Source organism: Clostridium sp. 1001271st1 H5 (assembly GCF_005845215.1).
Classification (GTDB): Bacteria; Bacillota; Clostridia; order Lachnospirales; family Lachnospiraceae; genus Enterocloster.
Genome location: NZ_SPHO01000026.1, coordinates 55,407 through 74,397, shown reverse-complemented (window position 1 = coordinate 74,397; position 18,991 = coordinate 55,407). Strand labels below are relative to the sequence as shown.

The following is an 18,991-nucleotide window of genomic DNA, read 5'->3' as shown; positions in this document are numbered from 1 at the left end:
TAGACATAGCCACAAAATACGCTATTTCTTAAATTTTAAATTTCGTCACTTTGCCGATACTGATTTATGATACCTCTGAACAGTAACTGCAAAAGCCCATAACCCCCGTAATCAGCAGTTCCATCTATGGACATTCCCCGCCCTATTTGCTATAATTGAGATGTTTTAATCGCATTCACATCCAACACACCAACAATAAAACAGAGGTAAAGAAATGACAAATCCTAACGATAACGGGGAGTCCATCCCCACATACCATATTGACCATACCCTTTATGAGGGCCGTCCCGCCGACGCATCCGGCCGTGAGGACAAGGAAATCCGCACCTACGATTTACTGGATTCCCTCCACGTTCCCTTTGTGCGCGTGGACCACGACGCCCTTCCCACCATTGAAGCCTGCCGCGAGGTGGACCAGCTTCTGGGTACGGAAATCTGCAAGAATCTGTTCCTGCGCAATGCCCAGAAAACCGATTTCTACCTGCTGCTCATGCCAGGCAATAAAAAGTTCAAGACAGCCGTTCTGTCCAAACAGATTGGAAGCGCCCGCCTGTCCTTCGGGGAAGCGGAATTCATGGAATCCTTCCTGGACATCACTCCCGGTTCTGTTTCAGTCATGGGCCTGATGAACGACAGCGAAAAACGTGTCAGACTGCTGATTGACAAAGATATCCTGGAAGAAGAATATTTTGCATGTCATCCATGCATCAACACATCCAGCCTGAAATTCAAAACCTCGGACCTGCTGGAAAAGATTCTTCCGGCCCTTGGCCATCCCTACACAGTTGTGGATTTACCATATGCAGAGTAAATCCATCCATAAAAAAATTCCGAAAAAAGAGCCGGCAGCCCCTATGGACTGTCAGCTCTTTTCTACTTGTTTTCTTCCTGTCTAATACTTGCAGTACTCCTTACGGATTCCTTCCATCTCTTCATGGATGGCAGGAACATCCATAACCATCTCCATCATTCCCACCTGCTCCTCATAAACAGCTGGGTCTGTCTCAGCTTTTACTTCATCCTCGCAGATATGATATACACTTAGTCCCAACTGGACTCCTGCCAATGGACCTGCATAAGTTGGGTCGCCGGCTGTAACGGTCTCTGCTGCAAGGCCTGCGGCCTCTGCTTCAGCAGCTCCCAGAAGAACTACTACGTTCTCCGGGCCGTGCTCCTCACTTATGTTTAAAACCCTCTTCTGGTTTTCCAGGTCCATGGCACCTGCGGACGTTCAGACAAAGCACTCTGTGGAAGAGTAAGCTATCTTTGCGCCTGCTGTCTTGGCACACTCTTCGATGGCTGGTCCGGGTACGCCGTCGCGGTCACCGATGATGATTGCATACTTGTCTTTCAGTATAGCCATACATTGTTCCTCCTTTTCTTTATTGCGCTTTCAAGCGCTGCTTTTATACATCAGCCGCATCAGCGGTCATGCATCATTTGTATCCGGCTGTCCGGGCCGTGTCTGTCATCAGGCGTATTTCTTAATCATTTCCTCGCAACCCTCCGGGGTCGCGTCATCCTTTACCCTGGAATCAATCATTTCCCCGTCTTTGTAAATAGCAATCACAGGCAGTCCCAGCACCTTCTGGGCAATGGCAAGCCGTCTGGCCTTTGTGGTGTTCAGGGAACAGAATTTAATGGATGTTCCGTACACTTCCTCAAACTTGTGGATATGAGGCATAAGGGCTGCGCAGGGAACGCATCCGTCCCCATAGAAGTCTACCAGCACATAGCCCTGGGCCTTCAATACTTCTTCCTCAAAGTTTTCCTTGGTCAAATCAATCATTTTTAACCTCCTTAATGTAATCACGATAACTTTTGGTTAAATAGTTTCTTTATATCCATCTCCAAAAACAGGGGGGTTCCCCGCGTTTGTCCTTGACAAAACCTGGAAAACAGATAATATAATAAGTTAGTAGCTATCAATTTTCATCCAATGATAAGGAGTATCACTGATGAGCGATATTAAACTGACTGAACTAACAGGTTCCTGCGGCGGCTGAGCGTCCAAGATAGGGCCTGATACCCTCGCGCAGGTTCTGCGCGGTTTGCCAACATTTCATGATGACCGGCTTCTGGTGGGATATGATACCTCCGACGATGCGGCCGTCTACCAGCTTACACCTGAGCTTGCCCTGATACAGACCGTGGACATCTTCCCGCCGGCCGTGGATGATGCATATGAGTACGGCCAGATTGCTGCCGCCAACTCCCTGTCCGACGTATGGGCCATGGGCGGGGAAGCCAGATTGTGTATGAACATCCTCATGTTTCCGGAACACCTTCCCTTTGACACGGTCCAGGCCATCCTCCGGGGCGGCTATGACAAGGTGGCTGAGGCAGAGGCCATTGTAGTGGGCGGCCACACCATCAAGGACGAGGTACCCAAATATGGTCTGTGCGTCTCCGGCCTGGTCCATCCGGACCGCATCCTGCGCAACAACTCTATCCGGCAGGGCGACGTGCTGATTCTCACCAAACCCCTGGGCACCGGCGTTCTGACCAATGCCGACCGGGGCGGCCTTTTATCTGCATCAGAACACAAGTCCATGGTTGACTGTATGGCTACGTTGAATAAATATGCAGCCGATGCAGTGCGCAGCCTGGACGGCGTCCACGCCTGCACCGATGTGACCGGATTCTCACTGCTGGGCCACAGCTATGAGATGTGCGGGGAATCCGGACTTACCGTAATCATAGACAGCGGCAGCGTCCCCCTTCTCCCCGGTGCGGACACCTATGCATCCATGGGGCTTGTGCCTGCGGTTGCATACCAGAACATGAATCACCTTAAGGCAAAGGTGGCACTGCCAAAGGACCTTCCTTCCCATGTACACGACCTTCTCTTCGACCCTCAGACTTCCGGCGGCCTCCTGTACAGTGTGGCGCCCCAGGAAGCAGGGCGCATTATGGAAGCCCTTCAGAAGGCCTGCCAGTCCCCGGCTGTCATAGGCCATGTGGACGGTCCGTCTTCCCATCCGGTGATGGTGATTTGATAAAATTTTAACAAAAAGGAGGCAGTCCTGTCTTCCCAGCTTTGCAGCTTTGCAAACCGGGAGCGGACAGCCTGCCCCCTTCCACTCTGTTACATTCTAAACATTTCTAAATATCCTTGCAGCAGACAAGCAGGCCGCTGAGGAATTTTCTGACTCTTACGTTTCCGTGTCCGTCGCTCTTGCCCCTGATATAGCTCATTTCCCGTTTAACCTGTTCCAGACTGTAAAGCCTGGCGCTGTATTCATTAAACACAGGGTCTGCATAATCATCCATTCCTCTGTATGCCAGATTCGCCATACCGGCAGAGGCTGCGCGCCGTATCCGCTGTTCCACACTCTTGGAATTCTGTCCCGTCCTGCTGCACAGCTCACGGACCGTAATGTCCCTTAAGTCCAGGTCCTCTTCAACCAGATAGCGGATAATACGGATGATATCCTTGCTCCCCGCCTCGCTGAGTATACCGATTTCCTGCAGGATTCCCTTTAACCGCCGTATAGGCTGGTTATAATCCGGCTCCTGTTCTTCAGGCTGCATGTTCCGTCCCTGCACCTTTGCCTCCCAGGAAAATGCGCCTGCGGCAAAGTCATTCCTGGCCTTGACAATCAGCCACTGCATGGCCCTGGCCATTTCTATATTGTGCAGTACGTTCTTTACTTCTGTCGCATTGAACGGTTTATGAATCAAAAGCTCCGCGCCTTTTTCATAAGCCATACTGACAATATCCATATCATTGACATGCGAAAGGATGACAACCGATGTCTGGGGCAGTACCTCTCTGATTTTCTGTATGTATGCAATGGTTTTGGGTGCAGAAAGAGTAAGGTCTGCCAGAATCATATCCGGGCACATCTCCTGGACTTCCAGATAGGCTTCCTCCCATCTGGATGCAATGCCGGCAACAGTTCCCATACCGTTGTCTTCAATCATGGTTTTCAGTTCTGTCCGCGAATTCCTGTCGCAGTCCACAATATAGATTCTCATTCTATTTCTTCTTTAAAAATACATCCTTAATATTTTTCCACAACATGAACAGTATCAGTACAGCGCCAACATATCCGTTGAGCACGTAGATAATATTGACCAGGACCCTGAAAGGAAGGAAGAGTCCTACAATCAGTCCAATGACTCCAAGAGCAACGGTCAGAAGCTTAAACTGGCTGGTTCCCTCTTTTGCGAACCTTGCGCATGGATTATACAGCAGCGGAACTGCGGTTGTATAAATACCAGCAAATACAACCACTGCAAAGAAGGATGCAAATGGTTTCCAGATACGCTCTGCCAGAATCAGATTGGGGATATCGGCATTCCATACAAAGATACCGGAATTGCTTAATCCAGGTGTATTGATATTGGCAACCTGTGCCAGCATGATAAGGATAATGGCAACACATACGGCAACAGTGCCTCCGTAGATGCCATACTCCACGTCTTTCTTTTTATTATTCGCTCCCAATGCCGCTGTAAAGCTGGCGAACCACAACAGCACAAAGCCCGCATAGGACAGGGCTGATATCACCCAGTTAGGACCTGCGTTCTTGATAGTCTCACTGCCTGCCTCGGCAAAGGCACCTGTACGGATAACCTCCAGCCCGGCGCCCACATTTCCTGCATCATTGAACAGGGTAACCACGCCGATACCGATACAGAGTATAACGATAGCCGGGCCAACCACACCAATCTTGTCGACCAGCGAGTTGAGTCCCCCTACCACGGTAAGGATTGCCAGTGCTGTCAGAACCACGCCGCCTACCCAATGAGGAAGACCGTACTGCTGGTGCAGTGTAGAGGCAGCACCTCCAACCATAACGAAAAATGACATGTAACAGAATATAGTAGAATAATAATCCATGAAGGTCCCAACGTATTTACCGCAGTAAAATTTGTATACGTCATTTCCTTTTTCAAAACGTTCTTCTGCTCCGGCTTTGGCAAAGTTATAATTATAGTAAATGAAGCAGACCGCAAACAGTAATACCGTCAGAATTCCCTGCACGCCGTATGCAGTATAGTACTGGACAATCTCCTGTCCTGTTGCAAACCCGGAACCAATGGTAAACGCGATGATTGCTCCGGCAAGTATAACTACCCGTCCCCAGTTGACTTTCTTATCACTATCCATACGCCTTCTCCTATCCATGGTCTGATACAGCGCTGAAACGCTGTCTTAATTTATGCCGGCGCAGCGGGCAAGCTGCCTGCTGCGCCGGATTTGTCATATCTGTGATTATTTCTCAAACACAGTCTGGCCATCAACCGGTGTCTGAAGTGCTTTGAGAGCTCTTCTGACCATGGATAAGCGGAGTTTATAGCTGTCCTTCTCGCCCTGTGGCGGATCGCCCAGAGGATAAGGAATGCCTATACCAGGAATGATACGGTTAGCGCCTATTGTCAGTGAAATCGGAACTACAGTAGCCATGTGAACTACCGGAATGCCATATTTCTCGATACCCTTAACCATCGTTGCACCGCAACGAGTACAGGTACCTCAGGTGGAGACCAGTATTACCGCATCCACATGCTCATCAATGAACATCTGTCCAATCTCGCTGCCGAACTTAGCTGCAGATGCAGTTGCTGTTCCGGTACCGGTAGTAGCGCAGAAATAGTTCACAAGCTCGCCGAACTCGCCTGCTTTTTCCAGCTCTCTCAATGCGTCTAATGGAACAACCACGTTAGGGTTGGCCATAGCAAACTGGCGGTCATATCCGCCGTGGATGGTTGTAAACTCATCGGGTGACAGACGGTCCATACCGGTAATGTCATACTTGCCCCACTTGGTGGCGTTGGAGGACTCGATATGGTCAGGGTTGCCTGTTGGCACAATACCGCCGGAGGTAACCACAGCAATCTTTGCATGCCTGATATCCTTAACAGGCTCAGCCGGTGCTACCCTGTCAAACTTAGGCATAGGAAGGTCTGTATCATATTCCTCGCCTTTTAACTTCTTAACCAGCATCTCAAGAGCGCGCTCGGAACCTCTCTTCTCAGCGAAGTAGTTCACACGGATTCCTCTCTCAATGTATCCCTCTTCCTTCGGTCCAAGGATTTCTGCGCCCTCTGCCATCTTCTTAATCAGGCTGGACATAACAGGAAGTACCTTTGGCATACCTGCTGCGGAGTTAGGGGTTTCCACGATGATAAGGTCCTTGCGGAACATATCCACGCCCGGATTCTCAATATACATACCGGTGATAACCGGGATGCCCAGACGCTCTTCCACTGCCTTGCAGATGGTGCCGCAGGCAACGCCGTAACGTCCTGCATTGAACGCAGGGCCTGCCACGAATACATCAGGCTCGCATTTCTTTACCATCTCAATGATGGTATCGGTTGCAGCATCCAGATTCTCTCCGAAATAGTTGTCACCGCAGATAACGGTTGATACGATTTCATAATCCTCTCCCAGTGCAGCCTTAAGTCCCATACCTGGTCCTACGACCCCTTCCCGAAGCTCAGGGGTATAGTCGGCTTTTTCTTCACCGCCGATTCCGGCAAAGAACTGGTTAATATAATGTACTATTTTATATTTAGCCATCTTTCCATCTCCTTTATTTTCGATTAATAGCCTCTAGCTGCCAGCTTGTTGAAACCATTGGCAATGGTGGAGGCGATGATAATCTGAAGCTCTGCCTCAAAGCTGCCGTCCGGGTTCTTACAGCCGTCCCAGCCGCCAATCTGCATCTCGATGAAGTCCTGTGTTCCGATGACCTTATCCATGGCCGGGAACTGGAGTGTGGCATTGCCCTGTCCGCAGGATGCCAGTGCATCAGCTTCCTCGCACACGTCTGCCAGGGACTGGGACTTTCCGTCCTTGCCCGGGAACTCGTCGGTAATCAGAACAACCTTGGTTCCTGCACGCTCTACCTTGCGGCAGTTCATCATCAGGTCGGTATCAGGATTGCCGTATCCCTCCTCGGTAATCAGAACGCCGTCTAATCCCATCCAGTTGCACAGCTTGGCAACCATATCGGAATGACGCTCTTTGTCAGCCAGGAATACGTTCTCGTTGGTCAGGATAACGCCCATAAAGTTGATATCCTTGCCATGGTGCTTGTAGCAGTCCTCAATAACCGGATTGTGGAAATGATGGTAAGTGGTAACCTTGTCGCATGGAGCAACACAGTTGCCGGAAACAATAGCGCCGTCCATGATTTCCGTTGGATACATAAAGGTGGGGATGAACTGCTTGGCATCCACGCCGTAATAATATGTATCATGCAGAAGTCCCTGTGACTGCAGCATATGGATGTAGCCTACCTTTGGAAGGTCCGGATACATGGCAGCCTGCTCGAAAATTGGCTTTGTCTCATAAGTAACGATTTCATCCGGCTCCAGTTCCCTTGCTGCCTCGCCTACATAAGCAGCTACCTTTAAGCCTGCCATACGGGCAGCCTTCTCATATACATGGGTTTCCAGGCCGTCAGCCGGCTCCACTACCACGCAGAGGTTATAAGTCTGTGAGAATGGGCAGTAATCTGCAGCAGGGCCGCTCATGTCGATAACGCCCTCCTGGAATCCTACGATTTTACCGACAGTCACTACACAGCAGCCTTCCAGGGCGTGTGTTCTTCCGGTACCCACCTGAGGGCTTACCTTCCCAATCACGCCTGGGAAAATCTCTCCGCCGCTGACCTTAACCCTTGGCTCAATCACGTCCTTAACCGGTGTAATCCTGACGGACTCACCTGGTCTTGCAATGTCAACGTGGCAGCCGGTCAGCTTATCGTCTTCCAGCACAAGCTTTTCAACTTCCTCTTTGTTGACATAGAGCACTCCGTCTTTCACGTGAGTCTTGTCATCGAATCGGATATCTTTGATAAAGATTTTTCCCAATTCAAGCTTCATATGAAATACCTCCACTTCTTTATATTTTACTGCCTGATTGTCCATGATATTCCCATATATCGTACCTGGCAACCATGACAGTACTCTTTCAGTTACAAAATTTGGGTTTTGTGCAAAAATGATAATTAAAAATAGTAATCGCGATAACTTATGTCTATAATATAACATAAGTTATCGCGATAATCAATGGAACTCTTGACGTCTATTGTTATTTTCTGTAGGAATTGTCTTTTTCGTCAATTTGTTATAAATTTGTCATGTTTTTTGTGTATATTCACTATTTGGGTGAAAATCATAGGCATAGCACTGTGTGATTTCCTTACTCTCCTGAATGAACTGGTTCACCAGCTCCGGAATCTCTTCCTGGCTGATACCGTGCTCCTGGACAAACTTAAAATATCCCAGAAACAGGGTACATATAATATGGTTCAGCTTTTTTGCATTCTCCTCTGAAATCTTACCCTCAGCCACCAGAAGCTTACATATGTAATAGTCCCTCTGGTAATAGCTGGGAATCTCAAGCATCTCCTTGATGAAGGGGCTTACCTGTATGATGGCATCCGGAAACATCTCATAGTATTCCTTAAGGGCCTCACCCAGGTCCCGGTTGATGTTCCGGTAAAAAACAGCCTCAAAGGCCTGGGGCTTTTTAAAAGCTTCCTTTGCATAGGAACGCCATATGCCGAAATGCACATCCCAGATATCATTCCAATCCTTCTCGCATTTTGACAAATCCAGGATATACTCATTGAGCGCATCCAGCTGGGCATAAAATAAAAGCTCGTCCAGGTTCTGGAAATACCGGTACATGCTGGCGGATGAACATCCCAGTTCTGCCGCAATGCGCCGGATGCTGATGGCCTCCACTCCCTCCTTCTTTATGATTCTGCTGGCCTGAACCACATAATCCTTCCTGCTCAAATCTTTAAAGTAGGATGTTCCCACATTCTTTTTCATGACTTCCTCACATTCAGTTCCTTATTATCCCTATAATTTAGGGATTACATTTTCTATCATTGACAAATCAATGGTCTTGTAATCGTAGGCAATCTTCTCGTCATACTTGGGCACCTTCTTAATGGCAGTCCACTTATTAAATGCATCAATGGCCTCCTCAATCAAGCGGATGTCCCCTGCATCGCTTTTTCCTGTTTCATTGTACAAAAGAATGGTCCTGTAGGGCGTCTGGTTGGGCTTTAAACTGGACGCCTGGGGATGGGTCAGAAGTTTGTGGTTGGTATGAATCAGGTCCCTTGCCTTTAACAGTACCTCCTCATAGGTTTCCACCAGAACCACCTGCTCTACCTTGTCCCCCCATTTTTCTGCTGCCCGGTCATTATTTGTGACCAGAATACATTTACCTAAATCGAACATTGCAAACCCTCCTGCTAATCATTATTTGCTGTCTTTCTTAACATCTCTTTAATATATTACATCAAATTACATATTCCGTCAATTTATCCCTTTAACCAGTGACCTGTGCTTTCCTTAATGTATATGCAATAATGTAAATACCGTAAAAAGTGCTGCAAAGCCATCGAAATCCATCAATTGCTGTTGCAGCACCGTAAACACTATTTGCTGAAGTATCCGTGATACAGCTGGAAAAAATTATCCGCTGTGCAGCCTTCGCCGCCTGAGAACTCCACCACGTCACCGGGCAGCTTTTTAAGCTTTACAGTATGCTCCTTTACATAGGGCTCATAGATTCCCAGGAATGCCTTTGTCTTCTTTTCCTGGGCCAGTCTGCTCTTTCTGGCAGCCGTGGCCTCCTCGTCATAGGCATTGACACACTTCAGAATATAATATCTTTCGCCCTGCTCCAGAATTCCGCTGATTTGGTCCTGCTCCAGCTCAAACGCAGCCCTGTCAAGGCCGTCCATTTCCTTCTGCCACTCCAGTATTCTGTCTGTCCGGCTGTTTTTTGAATATTTTACAGCAATGGCTCCAAAATCCGCTTTTTCCGCCTGGGCCAGAGCCAGCACATTCTCTGCTTCCTCCCTGGAATCCAGCTCAATCTGCTGGATGCCTATTACTTTTGCTTCCGCGTCACTGACCTCCAGGTTCTCGTTTTTGGTCAGCTCCGCCACCAGCTTATCCGCCCGGTAGTATTCACAGTACAGGTCATACACCTCGTCCTCGGATACATCCATGAACCTGCGGTCCTGCTCCGATAAATTCCTGTAATATTCCTGGGCAAGAGACTTAAGGGCATCCTTTTCCTGGCTCGTAAGTTCGATTCCCTGTTCATCCGCCATCAGGTTGGTGGTGGCCAGCTCTATCAGGAACTGCTCCACCTGGTCCATCAGCTTGTCCTCAAATGTATCACCGTTCTCGTCTGCCTTTACGGACCACAGCTCGCTGGTATATATATTCTGGTACCGGTTGCGCTCTGTAATGGCTATAACCATCATCTGTCCCCTGGTATACTCCTTGTCCACGGTCCTGGAACCGGTCGTTGCGGCTGTCTTGCTGGAACACCCGCTAAAAACAGCCAGTGCCAAGACTGCTGCCAGGCACAATGTCAAGGTCCTTTTCCATCTCTTCCCCCGTCCCTTGTATATCCTGCTTCTGTCCACTGTCACGCTCCTCTCACAGCAGCCCTTTCAGTATCTTGAGGACTCCGCCCCGCACATTGCTGTCCGCCTGGAATCTGGCCGCCCTGCGTACTTCTTCCCTGGCATTGGCAACCGCAAAGCTGTAATAGGCCTGGTTCAGCATTTCTATATCGTTGAGCTGGTCCCCAAAGGCCATGGTCTCCTCCATCTTAATGCCCAGGCTTTCCTGGATGGTGCGTACGGCACGGCCCTTGTTCACATCCCTGGCCATGCAGTCCATCCACATGTCACCTGCGCAGGCCATCTTTGCCTCGTCCTTAAACGCATCGTATATGTCCCTGGTTGCTGCCTCGATTCCCTCCTTCTTATAAATGGAAATCTTCACACACGGCTCCTCCAGCTCCAGTACATCCTTAACCCGGATAACATTGAACTTATAGCCATTGGTGAGCCAGTCGCACAGGGCATCGTTCTTGGAATCCAGATAATCTCCGTTTACACCGGCATAGACCATCTCCAGTTCCGGATGCATACGCACCTTCCGGATGATGCGGTGGGCCAGCTGACGGTCCATGGTATAGGCATACAGGCATCTGCCGTGGCATCCCACATATGCCCCGTTGTTGGCAACATAGAAAATCTTCTTTTTTACCGGCTCAAATGCGCTTTCCACGCTGGCCCACGGACGCCCGCTGGCAACCACAAACTGCATTCCCTTTTCCCGAAGCCCCAGAATGATGTCGAATACTTCCGGGTCCAAATCCGGGGAACCGTCCGGCACAAGGGTTCCATCCACATCCGATACTATCAGCTTAATCATCTTCCCTGTCCTCCAAAAGTGTTTTTATCTCCTGATAGAGACGTCCCACGGGCAGACCCACCACATTGGCGTAGTCCCCGTCAATTCCTCTGATATAAGCGGCAAACCTGCCCTGAATCCCATAGGCCCCGGCCTTATCCAGAGGTTCCCCGCACTGGGCATACTCCTTCATTTCCCCGCAGGTCATAGGGTACACATGGACATCGGTGCGCTCCGCAAATGTGATGCCATGGCACCTTTCCTCCCCCTGGCACAGCAGCACCGTAACCCCGGTATATACCTGATGGGTCCTGCCCTGAATCTTCTCCAGCATCTCATAGGCCCGCATGGGAGTTCCCGGCTTGCCCAGTATCTCATTTCCAACGGAAACCACTGTATCAGCCCCAATTACCATAGTGCCCTCAGGACAACCAGACGCAACATCCTCTGCTTTTTGTCTGGACAGTTCCATGACCACCATGTCCGGTTTCTTCTCACTGGTTTCCTCCTCCATCCGGCTGGGCCTGATTTCAGGCTCCAGGCCGATTTGTGCCAGCAGTTCCTTCCGTCTGGGGGATGCCGAGGCCAGCACCACATTAAATCCTCCCCAAGTATGTCTCATATCCATGTCATTCTCCTTTATCCAATCCGCCGGAAAAACAGGGCGGGACAGAATGGCGAAAAGACTGCTGCATGTAGGCCAATGGTAACAGCCACCTGCAGCAGCCTTTCATCCAATCAATATATTTTCAGCCGGCCCACTGCCGGCTCATCTTCCTCTTCCATACCGCCCAGGCGCAGACGAAGGCAGTGGATGAAATCCACCAGATAGAACATGGTAAGTCCTACTGCCAGGACAGTCCCTACATGGCCGGGCAGGCTAATCACGGCAGCGCGCACCCTGATATCCAGAAAATAAAAGAAAAACAGGCCCAAAAGTCCCCAGGCAAGACTGCTTTCCAGACAAACCATTCCTCTGTAATTAAAGGGTTTATGGCTGTAATCCCACCAGAAGGAACCAAAGAGGCGGACCATAATATTGGCCGTGACCAGTTCCATGGTAGTAGCCATGGCCATGGATGCTGTGTAGAGCTCCATGGGCCTGCCTGCGACAGGTCTCAGCAGCATACAGGCTCCCAGGGCGCCGAAGCCGTATATGATGCAAAAGGGGCCATGGCCAAAGCCACGGTCCACCACAGGCCGCTTATATTCTGCACTCAGCACCATACATTCCAGCAGGTAACCAAGAAAACTATACATAAAAAACCAGTTGATGAAATCATAAATATTCATGGTATCTTCTGTCCTTCCTGTCTAACATGATACCCCCCGCCGTGTTAATAATAGGGATTCAGGGCCAGAGCCAGCCCAATTCCCAGTATTGCCCCTGCCAGAACCTGCAGGGGCGTGTGTCCCACATACTCCTTAAGCTTCTCCTGAAGCACTTCCGCATTCAGCTTAAGCGGATTCTCCGAAAGAATGGAATTCAGCAGTTTGGCCTGTTTTCCGGTTTCCCGCCTCACTCCGATGGCATCATACATGACAATCATGGAGAGCACGAAGGACACGGCAAATTCAAAGGACCCGGCCCCGTATTTCAGCAGGGCCGCTGTGGTCAGGCCGCAGACCGTGGCTGAATGGGAACTGGGCATGCCGCCTGACCCCACCAGGCGCTCCGCGTTAAAGTTCTTATTTAAAGCAAAATCAATCAGAGTCTTTAAGAACTGGGCAACCACCCATCCTGTAACAGCACTCATAAGAAGCTGATTGCCGAGCATCTGTGTCCATACATTCATAATCGGATTATTCTTTCCCCTTTCAAACGGGCTTTGGAACGGTTTCAGCAAAACACATGCTTACCTCCTGGCGGGCTGCGCAAACAGGCACATCCGTATCCAGTGCTTAAACCGGGCCGTGGTCTCCACTGTACTGCAATATTTATCTGCACAAGTTACTGCATATCCTGCCCTGGATGTGGGAGGGACAAGGGTCAGGGGCCACATGTGCCTCAGGATAATCATCCGTTCCTCCTCTGTCAGCCGGAAATGCCGGTCTGCATTCACCAGGGCTGCTTTTGGATGGGTGAATCCATGGAAGTACTGGCCCGTCTCCTTAGCATGGGTATGCCAATCGTATAAAAACAAATCATGGAGAAGCCCTGCCCGAGCAGCGCTTCTCCAATTTCCTCCCAGCTGTTTGCACAGCTTATATCCAAGGTATGAAACCTGTATACAGTGGGTCTTGCATGTAGTACTCCCGTGCTGTATATACTGGTCCATGGACTGGAATACAGGGTGGCACAGTATGTCCTTTACGCACTCCATATACTCCTCGTCTTCTGTTATCTCTGAAACCACTGACGGCTCCATATGGGCATCACACCTTTCTTAGTTCATCAGCATATTATCCGACATTACAGGTCTGTTGTCAATATCCAATCAGCCAGTCATAAAGTTCCTGGTACTTAGAGGCAGAGGTCCACCAGGAATAATCCTTGGCCATGGCCCTGTCGATGATTTTATTCCACTCACGGCGCTTGCTGCTGTAGACATACTTGGCATAACGTACGCTTCCCAGCATCTCATGAGCATTGTAATTGGCAAAGGAGAATCCTGTGCCTGAGCTCTCGTATTCATTATAGGGCTCCACCGTGTCCTTAAGGCCGCCTGTCTCCCTGACAATAGGCACTGTGCCGTAGCGCAGGGCCATCAGCTGGCTCAAACCGCAGGGCTCAAACAGGGATGGCATGAGAAATGCGTCGCTGGCAGCGTAAATCTTATGGGACATGGCCTCTGAGTAATAAATCTGGGCAGATACCCTGTCATGGTACTTCCAGTCATAGTGGCGGAACATATTCTCATAACGTTCCTCACCGGTTCCCAGGACCACCAGCTGCAAATCATCGTTGCACAGCTCATCCATGACACACTGAATCAGGTCAAAGCCCTTCTGGTCCGTAAGACGGGAGACAATTCCCACCATAAACTTCTTCTCATCCACAGGAAGGCCTAACTCCTGCTGGAGCGCCTTCTTGTTCTTTACCTTTTCCTTGCGGAAATTTTTAGCATTATAGGTCTGGGCGATGTACGTATCTGTCTCCGGATTAAACTCATCGTAGTCAATGCCGTTGACAATGCCCCTTAGGCTTCCGGCCCTGGAACGCATAAGGCCGTCCAGTCCCTCGCCGTAGAACGGCAGCTTGATTTCCTCTGCATATGTGTTGCTGACCGTGGTGATGGCATCTGCAAATACAATACCGCCCTTTAACAGGTTTCCGTCCTTGTAGGCTTCCAGCTTATCCGGTGCGAAATAGTAATCCGGCAGTTCCGTGAAGCGCTTAATGGTCTTCACATCCCACACACCCTGGAACTTCAGGTTGTGGATGGTAATTACAGACTTCATGTTGCAGAAAAATTCGCCTTCGTGGAACTTATCCTTGAGAAGGACAGGTATCAGTCCGGTCTGCCAGTCATGGCAGTGTACCACATCCGGCTGGAATCCAATCACCGGCAGTGCTGATAAGGCTGCCCGGCAGAAGAAGCAGAACTTCTCCAAATCCCAATACCAGTCGCCATATGGCTTTGCTCCGCTAAAATAGCTCTCATTATCAATAAAGTAAAAGGTTATACCTTCATGTACGTACTGTAGAATGCCCACATAGCGGCTCTGTCCCAGGTAATCCATATAGAAGTGGTTCACATATTCCATCCTGTCACGCCACTCCTGCTTGATGCAAAGGTACTTTGGGATGATGACCCTGACATCAAAATACTCTTTATTAAAGCATTTCGGCAGGGAGCCCACTACGTCTGCCAGTCCTCCTGTTTTAATAAACGGCACTGCTTCTGAAGCTGCAAATAGTATTTTCTTCATCAAAACCTCCCTCTCCTGACGAACAGGTTCCATATGCCTTTCCTAATAGTATACCTTACTTTTCCGAAATTAGGAAGTTCTTTCTGATGAATTTGTCTTAAATTTTTTTGTATTCCAAGAGTATTTTATCCGATATCAGCGCAATGAATTCAGAATTGGTAGGCTTACCCTTTCCGGTACTGATTGTATAACCGAAAACTTCATCGATGGTTTCCATCTTGCCTCTGCCCCAGGCCACCTCGATGGCATGACGTATGGCTCGTTCCACCCGGCTGGCCGTGGTCTGATTGCGTTTGGCAATGGCCGGATAGAGGATTTTCGTCACGCTGCTCATCATTTCCTGGTCTTCCACCGACATGGCGATGGCGTCTCTGAGATACTGATATCCTTTGATGTGGGCAGGTATGCCCAGCTCGTGAAGCATCTTTGTGATGTCCGTTTCCAGATGCTCCTTCATGTACTCCTCCCTGGTGATATGGGATTCTTCCCCTGGCTCAAACGGAGCCGTTAATACTTTTCCTGCCGGTTGTTTATCAGGCAGTTTACCGATATGACGAATCTTGTTTACCAGGATTTCCTTGTCGAAGGGTTTCATCAGATAGTAATTAGCTCCCGCCTTAAAGGCATCTTCTGTCATCTGTTCACCACCTACTGCACTAAGTATAATAAATGCAGGATTTTTCAGGAAAGTATGCTCGCTTTTCACTTTTTCCACCACGGATATACCGTCAATTTTCGGCATTACCAAATCCAGCAGAACAATGTCCGGCGTAGTGTCAACAATCATGTTAATGGCATCAGCGCCATTGTCTGCCTTTCCAATTACAGATAATCCGTCCTCTGCGTTAATCAGTTCATCCAGCGTATTCAGAATTAGCGGATTGTCATCGACAATCGCAACATTCAGCTTTTCCACTTCCTTTTACCTCCTAAAATTGTTTGCCTGTGCTGAACTACCTGTCAAAAAATCGGTAGCTGCTATTCGACCACCTCTACATCAAATCCATCTCCTTCGTCAATATAACTCCTGGCGAAATTTATTATATATGGTCCCCTTACCATATATCAACGGTTCGTGGTCGCAATTTTAGACACGCGTCGAGATTAAATTGTATCATTTTTGGTGTCATTTTGCAATTATTAATTGTGACGATTAACATTTCTGTAACAAATAATTGGTTTTTTTACTTTATTTTACTTTAATTCGACACCATTTTTGTAATTTCAGCACGTTGATGTTTCATTTCATTATATTCTCACAGGCACGATTATAGAACGCAAACATCACTGTTTTTCCTCCTGATATTTAAAACTTTGGCAGATTTTCGGGAGGGGGAGCGACGGGATTTGTCGAATTTTGACGAGGGGGAGTGATTGAGGGCGGAAGAATGACATGGGAAAGAGTGCGGAGCGATGTATGACGACATGCTCATGGTCATTTGATTGGTATGGGAGGCATCAGCAGATGCCTCCTACGAGCCAATCATTATCGGATGATATGGGAAATGATTGCTTTGTTCTATGGATTCTTTGAAGGAGGTGACATGCATGGGCGTGTCATGGTTGCGGTTCTGGTGTTTAATTTGCTGCTTTTTCGAAGAAGCTGACATGCACCAGATTGTGGAAACCTATGGCAACAACCATTTCAGTTCACAGCTTCTTCGCAGAAGCTGACATTGGACTGCCGTAGCCGTAGGACGGATTCTTACATTTCAATCCACAGCTTCTTCGCAGAAGCTGACCTAGGGGAGATTATCCTCCCAATGCTATATGTACATTTCAATCCACAGCTTCTTCGCAGAAGCTGACGTCTATTCCTAGTGTGAAACACCGCCCGCACATCAGATTTCAATCCACAGCTTCTTCGCAGAAGCTGACCTGATTCCCGCAACTTTTCCCATGATGATTATTTATTTCAATCCACAGCTTCTTCGCAGAAGCTGACGGCCTGGAATACATGGCAATGGCAGGATGGAAGACATTTCAATCCACAGCTTCTTCGCAGAAGCTGACAGCAAACATATCCAATCTTTCCATTTCACATCAGTCACATTGTATACATATTGTACAATTTTATCTCATAATTCTACAATTGCTTGCATCTCCTTTGATTTTTTTTACTCAAAGTCCCTTAAAAAGGGTGCGAATCCCCACAAGTTTTCCTGTTCACTTGGCATTCGCACTTATATGATGAAGGATAATTCGTAATCTTCCGAAAGCCTTTCCTCATCTACTCTAGTTTTGATTTTGGTTGAATCACAGCCATTTTGTGCTTATTCCTTCACCCTCAATACTCCAACATATTCTCAATCAAAATCCCATCCCCCCGGCTTGCATCCTGTACAAACACATGTGTCACCGCCCCGGCCAGCTTCCCATCTTGTATAATTGGACTACCGCTCACGAGTGAGTCATGTAAGGGATAACAATTTTAATCTTTATTTTCATATACTCTCAAAAATTCTTGAAGTATTTCGTAATACTTACACGCCTCCTCCTCAAAATAACCTGCCAATGCCGCAAAATCTTCTGTTTTCTGCGCAGCATTTAGAAGATGTGTATATTGATTTTTATTCTCATCACAAATCACAAATGGAATAATCCCATTTTTCAAACACTCCCGGAATAGAATCATTCTGCCTGTGCGTCCATTTCCATCCTGAAAAGGGTGTATTTTTTCATATTCGGCATGAAGTTTAGTAATATCGATTAGAGATTTTTCGCTGTTAAGATAGATTCCCAACAGTTCACACATCTTCTCATGAACCTGATTCGGCTTAACTGTTTCAATATCCCACACCACATTCTGTCTGTTTTTATACTCCCCAATCGGATAACCATTGGCCCGGTCCTCAAATACTCCCTGCTTAAGCGCCGCATGGAATTGTTTAATAAGGGGTTCCGATAATACCTCGTTGAATGTTTTTAAGGCCAGGTTAAACATAAGAAAATGTCCATTGGTTTCTTCAATATCCTTAGCCCGGTAAATCTCTCCATCGGACATAATTGTTCCGGTATTAAATAATGACGCCGTCTGTTCTCTTGACAGCCGGCTGCCTTCGATGCGATTTGAATTATAGGCAAATTCTCTCTGGGTAATTCCATAGATACCGCTTCGATCCTTTTTCTGTAATTCGATTAACATCCTGTCCAACAGATAATTATTTATCGCAACGCAGTCATCCGGTGTTAATTCATGAAAGCTTTTATTTAAAATCGAGTTAATATTCATATATTCTCCATCAATCAAAATACGTTTTAGTCCTGAACCATATGTCTATTGACCATCAAGTTCTTCTATCTTTAGCCCATCGAGAGCAGTAAGTATATAATAACGTTTCCGAGTAATTCAGCGATATAATGGTATGAATTAGCTTTAGCAAAACCATATTTTGCACCATGAATACTGTGAGGAACGATTGCTACATCCTCGTGCAACATCTTCTTAAAATATTCCTGCCATTCCAGTGTGGCTTTACCATAATCGTGTAAATATCCTGCAACATCCAAGAGAGCTTCCATGCCGAATTTTCCTGCAAATTTGCGAGCCAGTTTTGAGACATTAGTCGAATGTACTTTTAAAAGCTGATTCCGGCGAGCCAATGCTGTATCCCACAATTCTGTAGTAAATAATTTCTGTTTAAAGGCTTCTTTTTCGTCCTCAACTAATGGCGGAAAAACAATCTGCTCGTTCATCTTACCTCCTGCACTCTAACATCTCTATAATAACATATCCACATTCTTACAACAAGCAGTATCTATTAGTAAGCTCCTGTCGCGCCCCACTACTCCGTCCAGGCCACAACCGCTGACACGCTCCGCACACCAGCGGTTGTGTGGCCTTCGCCGCATAGCATACTACAGACGAGGGCGCAACTGTGAGCTGGCTCCCAGCTGCGCCCTCGTCTTCCGTCTG

21 protein-coding genes and 1 CRISPR repeat array are annotated in these 18,991 nt (G+C 48.0%); of the genes, 2 read left to right on the top strand and 19 right to left on the bottom strand.

Annotated elements, in window-relative coordinates; translation table 11 throughout:
• Positions 1-214 precede the first annotated feature (214 nt).
• On the top strand, positions 215-811 hold the full coding sequence (locus tag FGS84_RS26725) for a prolyl-tRNA synthetase associated domain-containing protein (RefSeq protein ID WP_138311261.1): 597 nt from the start codon (positions 215-217) through the stop codon (positions 809-811).
• An 81-nt stretch (positions 812-892) separates the two neighbouring features.
• Here FGS84_RS26725 and grdA read toward each other — a convergent pair whose 3' ends face one another.
• Together grdA and FGS84_RS26715 are read right to left on the bottom strand one after the other, a co-directional pair.
• Positions 893-1,363, bottom strand: coding sequence for a glycine/sarcosine/betaine reductase complex selenoprotein A (gene grdA, locus FGS84_RS26720; protein ID WP_080548701.1), 471 nt, complete (start codon positions 1,361-1,363; stop codon positions 893-895).
• A gap of 108 nt (positions 1,364-1,471) precedes the next feature.
• Complete coding sequence (locus tag FGS84_RS26715) at positions 1,472-1,789, bottom strand: thioredoxin domain-containing protein (RefSeq protein ID WP_138311260.1); 318 nt, start codon at positions 1,787-1,789, stop codon at positions 1,472-1,474.
• A 169-nt stretch (positions 1,790-1,958) separates the two neighbouring features.
• On the opposite strand from FGS84_RS26715, the gene selD reads away from it, so the two are divergent.
• On the top strand, positions 1,959-2,999 hold the full coding sequence (gene selD, locus FGS84_RS26710) for a selenide, water dikinase SelD (protein WP_138311259.1): 1,041 nt from the start codon (positions 1,959-1,961) through the stop codon (positions 2,997-2,999).
• A gap of 106 nt (positions 3,000-3,105) precedes the next feature.
• Here selD and FGS84_RS26705 read toward each other — a convergent pair whose 3' ends face one another.
• From FGS84_RS26705 to FGS84_RS26625, 17 genes are all read right to left on the bottom strand, one after another.
• Positions 3,106-3,981 (bottom strand): DNA-binding domain-containing protein, encoded by an 876-nt coding sequence (locus FGS84_RS26705; RefSeq protein WP_138311258.1) that lies wholly within the window; start codon positions 3,979-3,981, stop codon positions 3,106-3,108.
• A 1-nt stretch (position 3,982) separates the two neighbouring features.
• On the bottom strand, positions 3,983-5,119 hold the full coding sequence (locus FGS84_RS26700; RefSeq protein WP_138311257.1) for a hypothetical protein: 1,137 nt from the start codon (positions 5,117-5,119) through the stop codon (positions 3,983-3,985).
• Between the two features lie 105 nt (positions 5,120-5,224).
• On the bottom strand, positions 5,225-6,535 hold the full coding sequence (grdF, locus tag FGS84_RS26695) for a sarcosine reductase complex component B subunit beta (protein ID WP_138311256.1): 1,311 nt from the start codon (positions 6,533-6,535) through the stop codon (positions 5,225-5,227).
• 23 nt (positions 6,536-6,558) lie between these two features.
• A complete protein-coding gene (gene grdG / locus FGS84_RS26690) occupies positions 6,559-7,845 on the bottom strand; it encodes a sarcosine reductase complex component B subunit alpha (protein WP_138311255.1) in 1,287 nt (428 codons plus the stop codon).
• A 255-nt stretch (positions 7,846-8,100) separates the two neighbouring features.
• A complete protein-coding gene (locus FGS84_RS26685; protein ID WP_138311254.1) occupies positions 8,101-8,802 on the bottom strand; it encodes a TetR/AcrR family transcriptional regulator in 702 nt (233 codons plus the stop codon).
• Between the two features lie 30 nt (positions 8,803-8,832).
• Positions 8,833-9,219 (bottom strand): GrdX family protein, encoded by a 387-nt coding sequence (locus tag FGS84_RS26680; RefSeq protein WP_138311253.1) that lies wholly within the window; start codon positions 9,217-9,219, stop codon positions 8,833-8,835.
• 200 nt (positions 9,220-9,419) lie between these two features.
• The gene (locus tag FGS84_RS26675; RefSeq protein ID WP_138311252.1) at positions 9,420-10,424 is read right to left on the bottom strand and encodes a peptidylprolyl isomerase; all 1,005 of its coding nucleotides are present in this window, start codon (positions 10,422-10,424) and stop codon (positions 9,420-9,422) included.
• Positions 10,425-10,437: 13 nt separating this feature from the next.
• The gene (locus FGS84_RS26670) at positions 10,438-11,223 is read right to left on the bottom strand and encodes an HAD family hydrolase (RefSeq protein ID WP_138311251.1); all 786 of its coding nucleotides are present in this window, start codon (positions 11,221-11,223) and stop codon (positions 10,438-10,440) included.
• The gene (locus tag FGS84_RS26665) at positions 11,216-11,824 is read right to left on the bottom strand and encodes a Maf family protein (protein ID WP_330641001.1); all 609 of its coding nucleotides are present in this window, start codon (positions 11,822-11,824) and stop codon (positions 11,216-11,218) included. The genes FGS84_RS26670 and FGS84_RS26665 overlap by 8 nt, the downstream gene beginning before the upstream one ends.
• Before the next feature lie 116 nt (positions 11,825-11,940).
• Positions 11,941-12,495 carry a putative ABC transporter permease gene (locus FGS84_RS26660; protein WP_138311249.1) on the bottom strand — a complete coding sequence of 185 codons (555 nt, stop codon included), beginning with the start codon at positions 12,493-12,495 and terminating at the stop codon, positions 11,941-11,943.
• 44 nt (positions 12,496-12,539) lie between these two features.
• Positions 12,540-12,998 carry a divergent PAP2 family protein gene (locus FGS84_RS26655; protein ID WP_330641002.1) on the bottom strand — a complete coding sequence of 153 codons (459 nt, stop codon included), beginning with the start codon at positions 12,996-12,998 and terminating at the stop codon, positions 12,540-12,542.
• Between the two features lie 60 nt (positions 12,999-13,058).
• Positions 13,059-13,571 carry an HD family phosphohydrolase gene (locus FGS84_RS26650; RefSeq protein WP_207740014.1) on the bottom strand — a complete coding sequence of 171 codons (513 nt, stop codon included), beginning with the start codon at positions 13,569-13,571 and terminating at the stop codon, positions 13,059-13,061.
• Between the two features lie 58 nt (positions 13,572-13,629).
• Complete coding sequence (glgA, locus tag FGS84_RS26645; RefSeq protein WP_138311248.1) at positions 13,630-15,075, bottom strand: glycogen synthase GlgA; 1,446 nt, start codon at positions 15,073-15,075, stop codon at positions 13,630-13,632.
• 97 nt (positions 15,076-15,172) lie between these two features.
• Positions 15,173-15,991 (bottom strand): sporulation transcription factor Spo0A, encoded by an 819-nt coding sequence (gene spo0A / locus FGS84_RS26640; RefSeq protein WP_002584719.1) that lies wholly within the window; start codon positions 15,989-15,991, stop codon positions 15,173-15,175.
• Positions 15,992-16,650: 659 nt separating this feature from the next.
• Positions 16,651-17,088: a CRISPR direct-repeat array (repeat unit 33 nt; unit sequence ATTTCAATCCACAGCTTCTTCGCAGAAGCTGAC).
• A 274-nt stretch (positions 17,089-17,362) separates the two neighbouring features.
• Positions 17,363-17,479, bottom strand: coding sequence for a SpoIVB peptidase S55 domain-containing protein (locus FGS84_RS31870; protein WP_279232860.1), 117 nt, complete (start codon positions 17,477-17,479; stop codon positions 17,363-17,365).
• A 27-nt stretch (positions 17,480-17,506) separates the two neighbouring features.
• Positions 17,507-18,307, bottom strand: a complete 801-nt coding sequence (locus FGS84_RS26630) for a Fic family protein (RefSeq protein WP_138311247.1) — start codon at positions 18,305-18,307, stop codon at positions 17,507-17,509.
• Positions 18,308-18,378: 71 nt separating this feature from the next.
• Complete coding sequence (locus tag FGS84_RS26625) at positions 18,379-18,771, bottom strand: CRISPR-associated endonuclease Cas3'' (RefSeq protein ID WP_138311246.1); 393 nt, start codon at positions 18,769-18,771, stop codon at positions 18,379-18,381.
• Between the last annotated feature and the right edge of the window lie 220 nt (positions 18,772-18,991).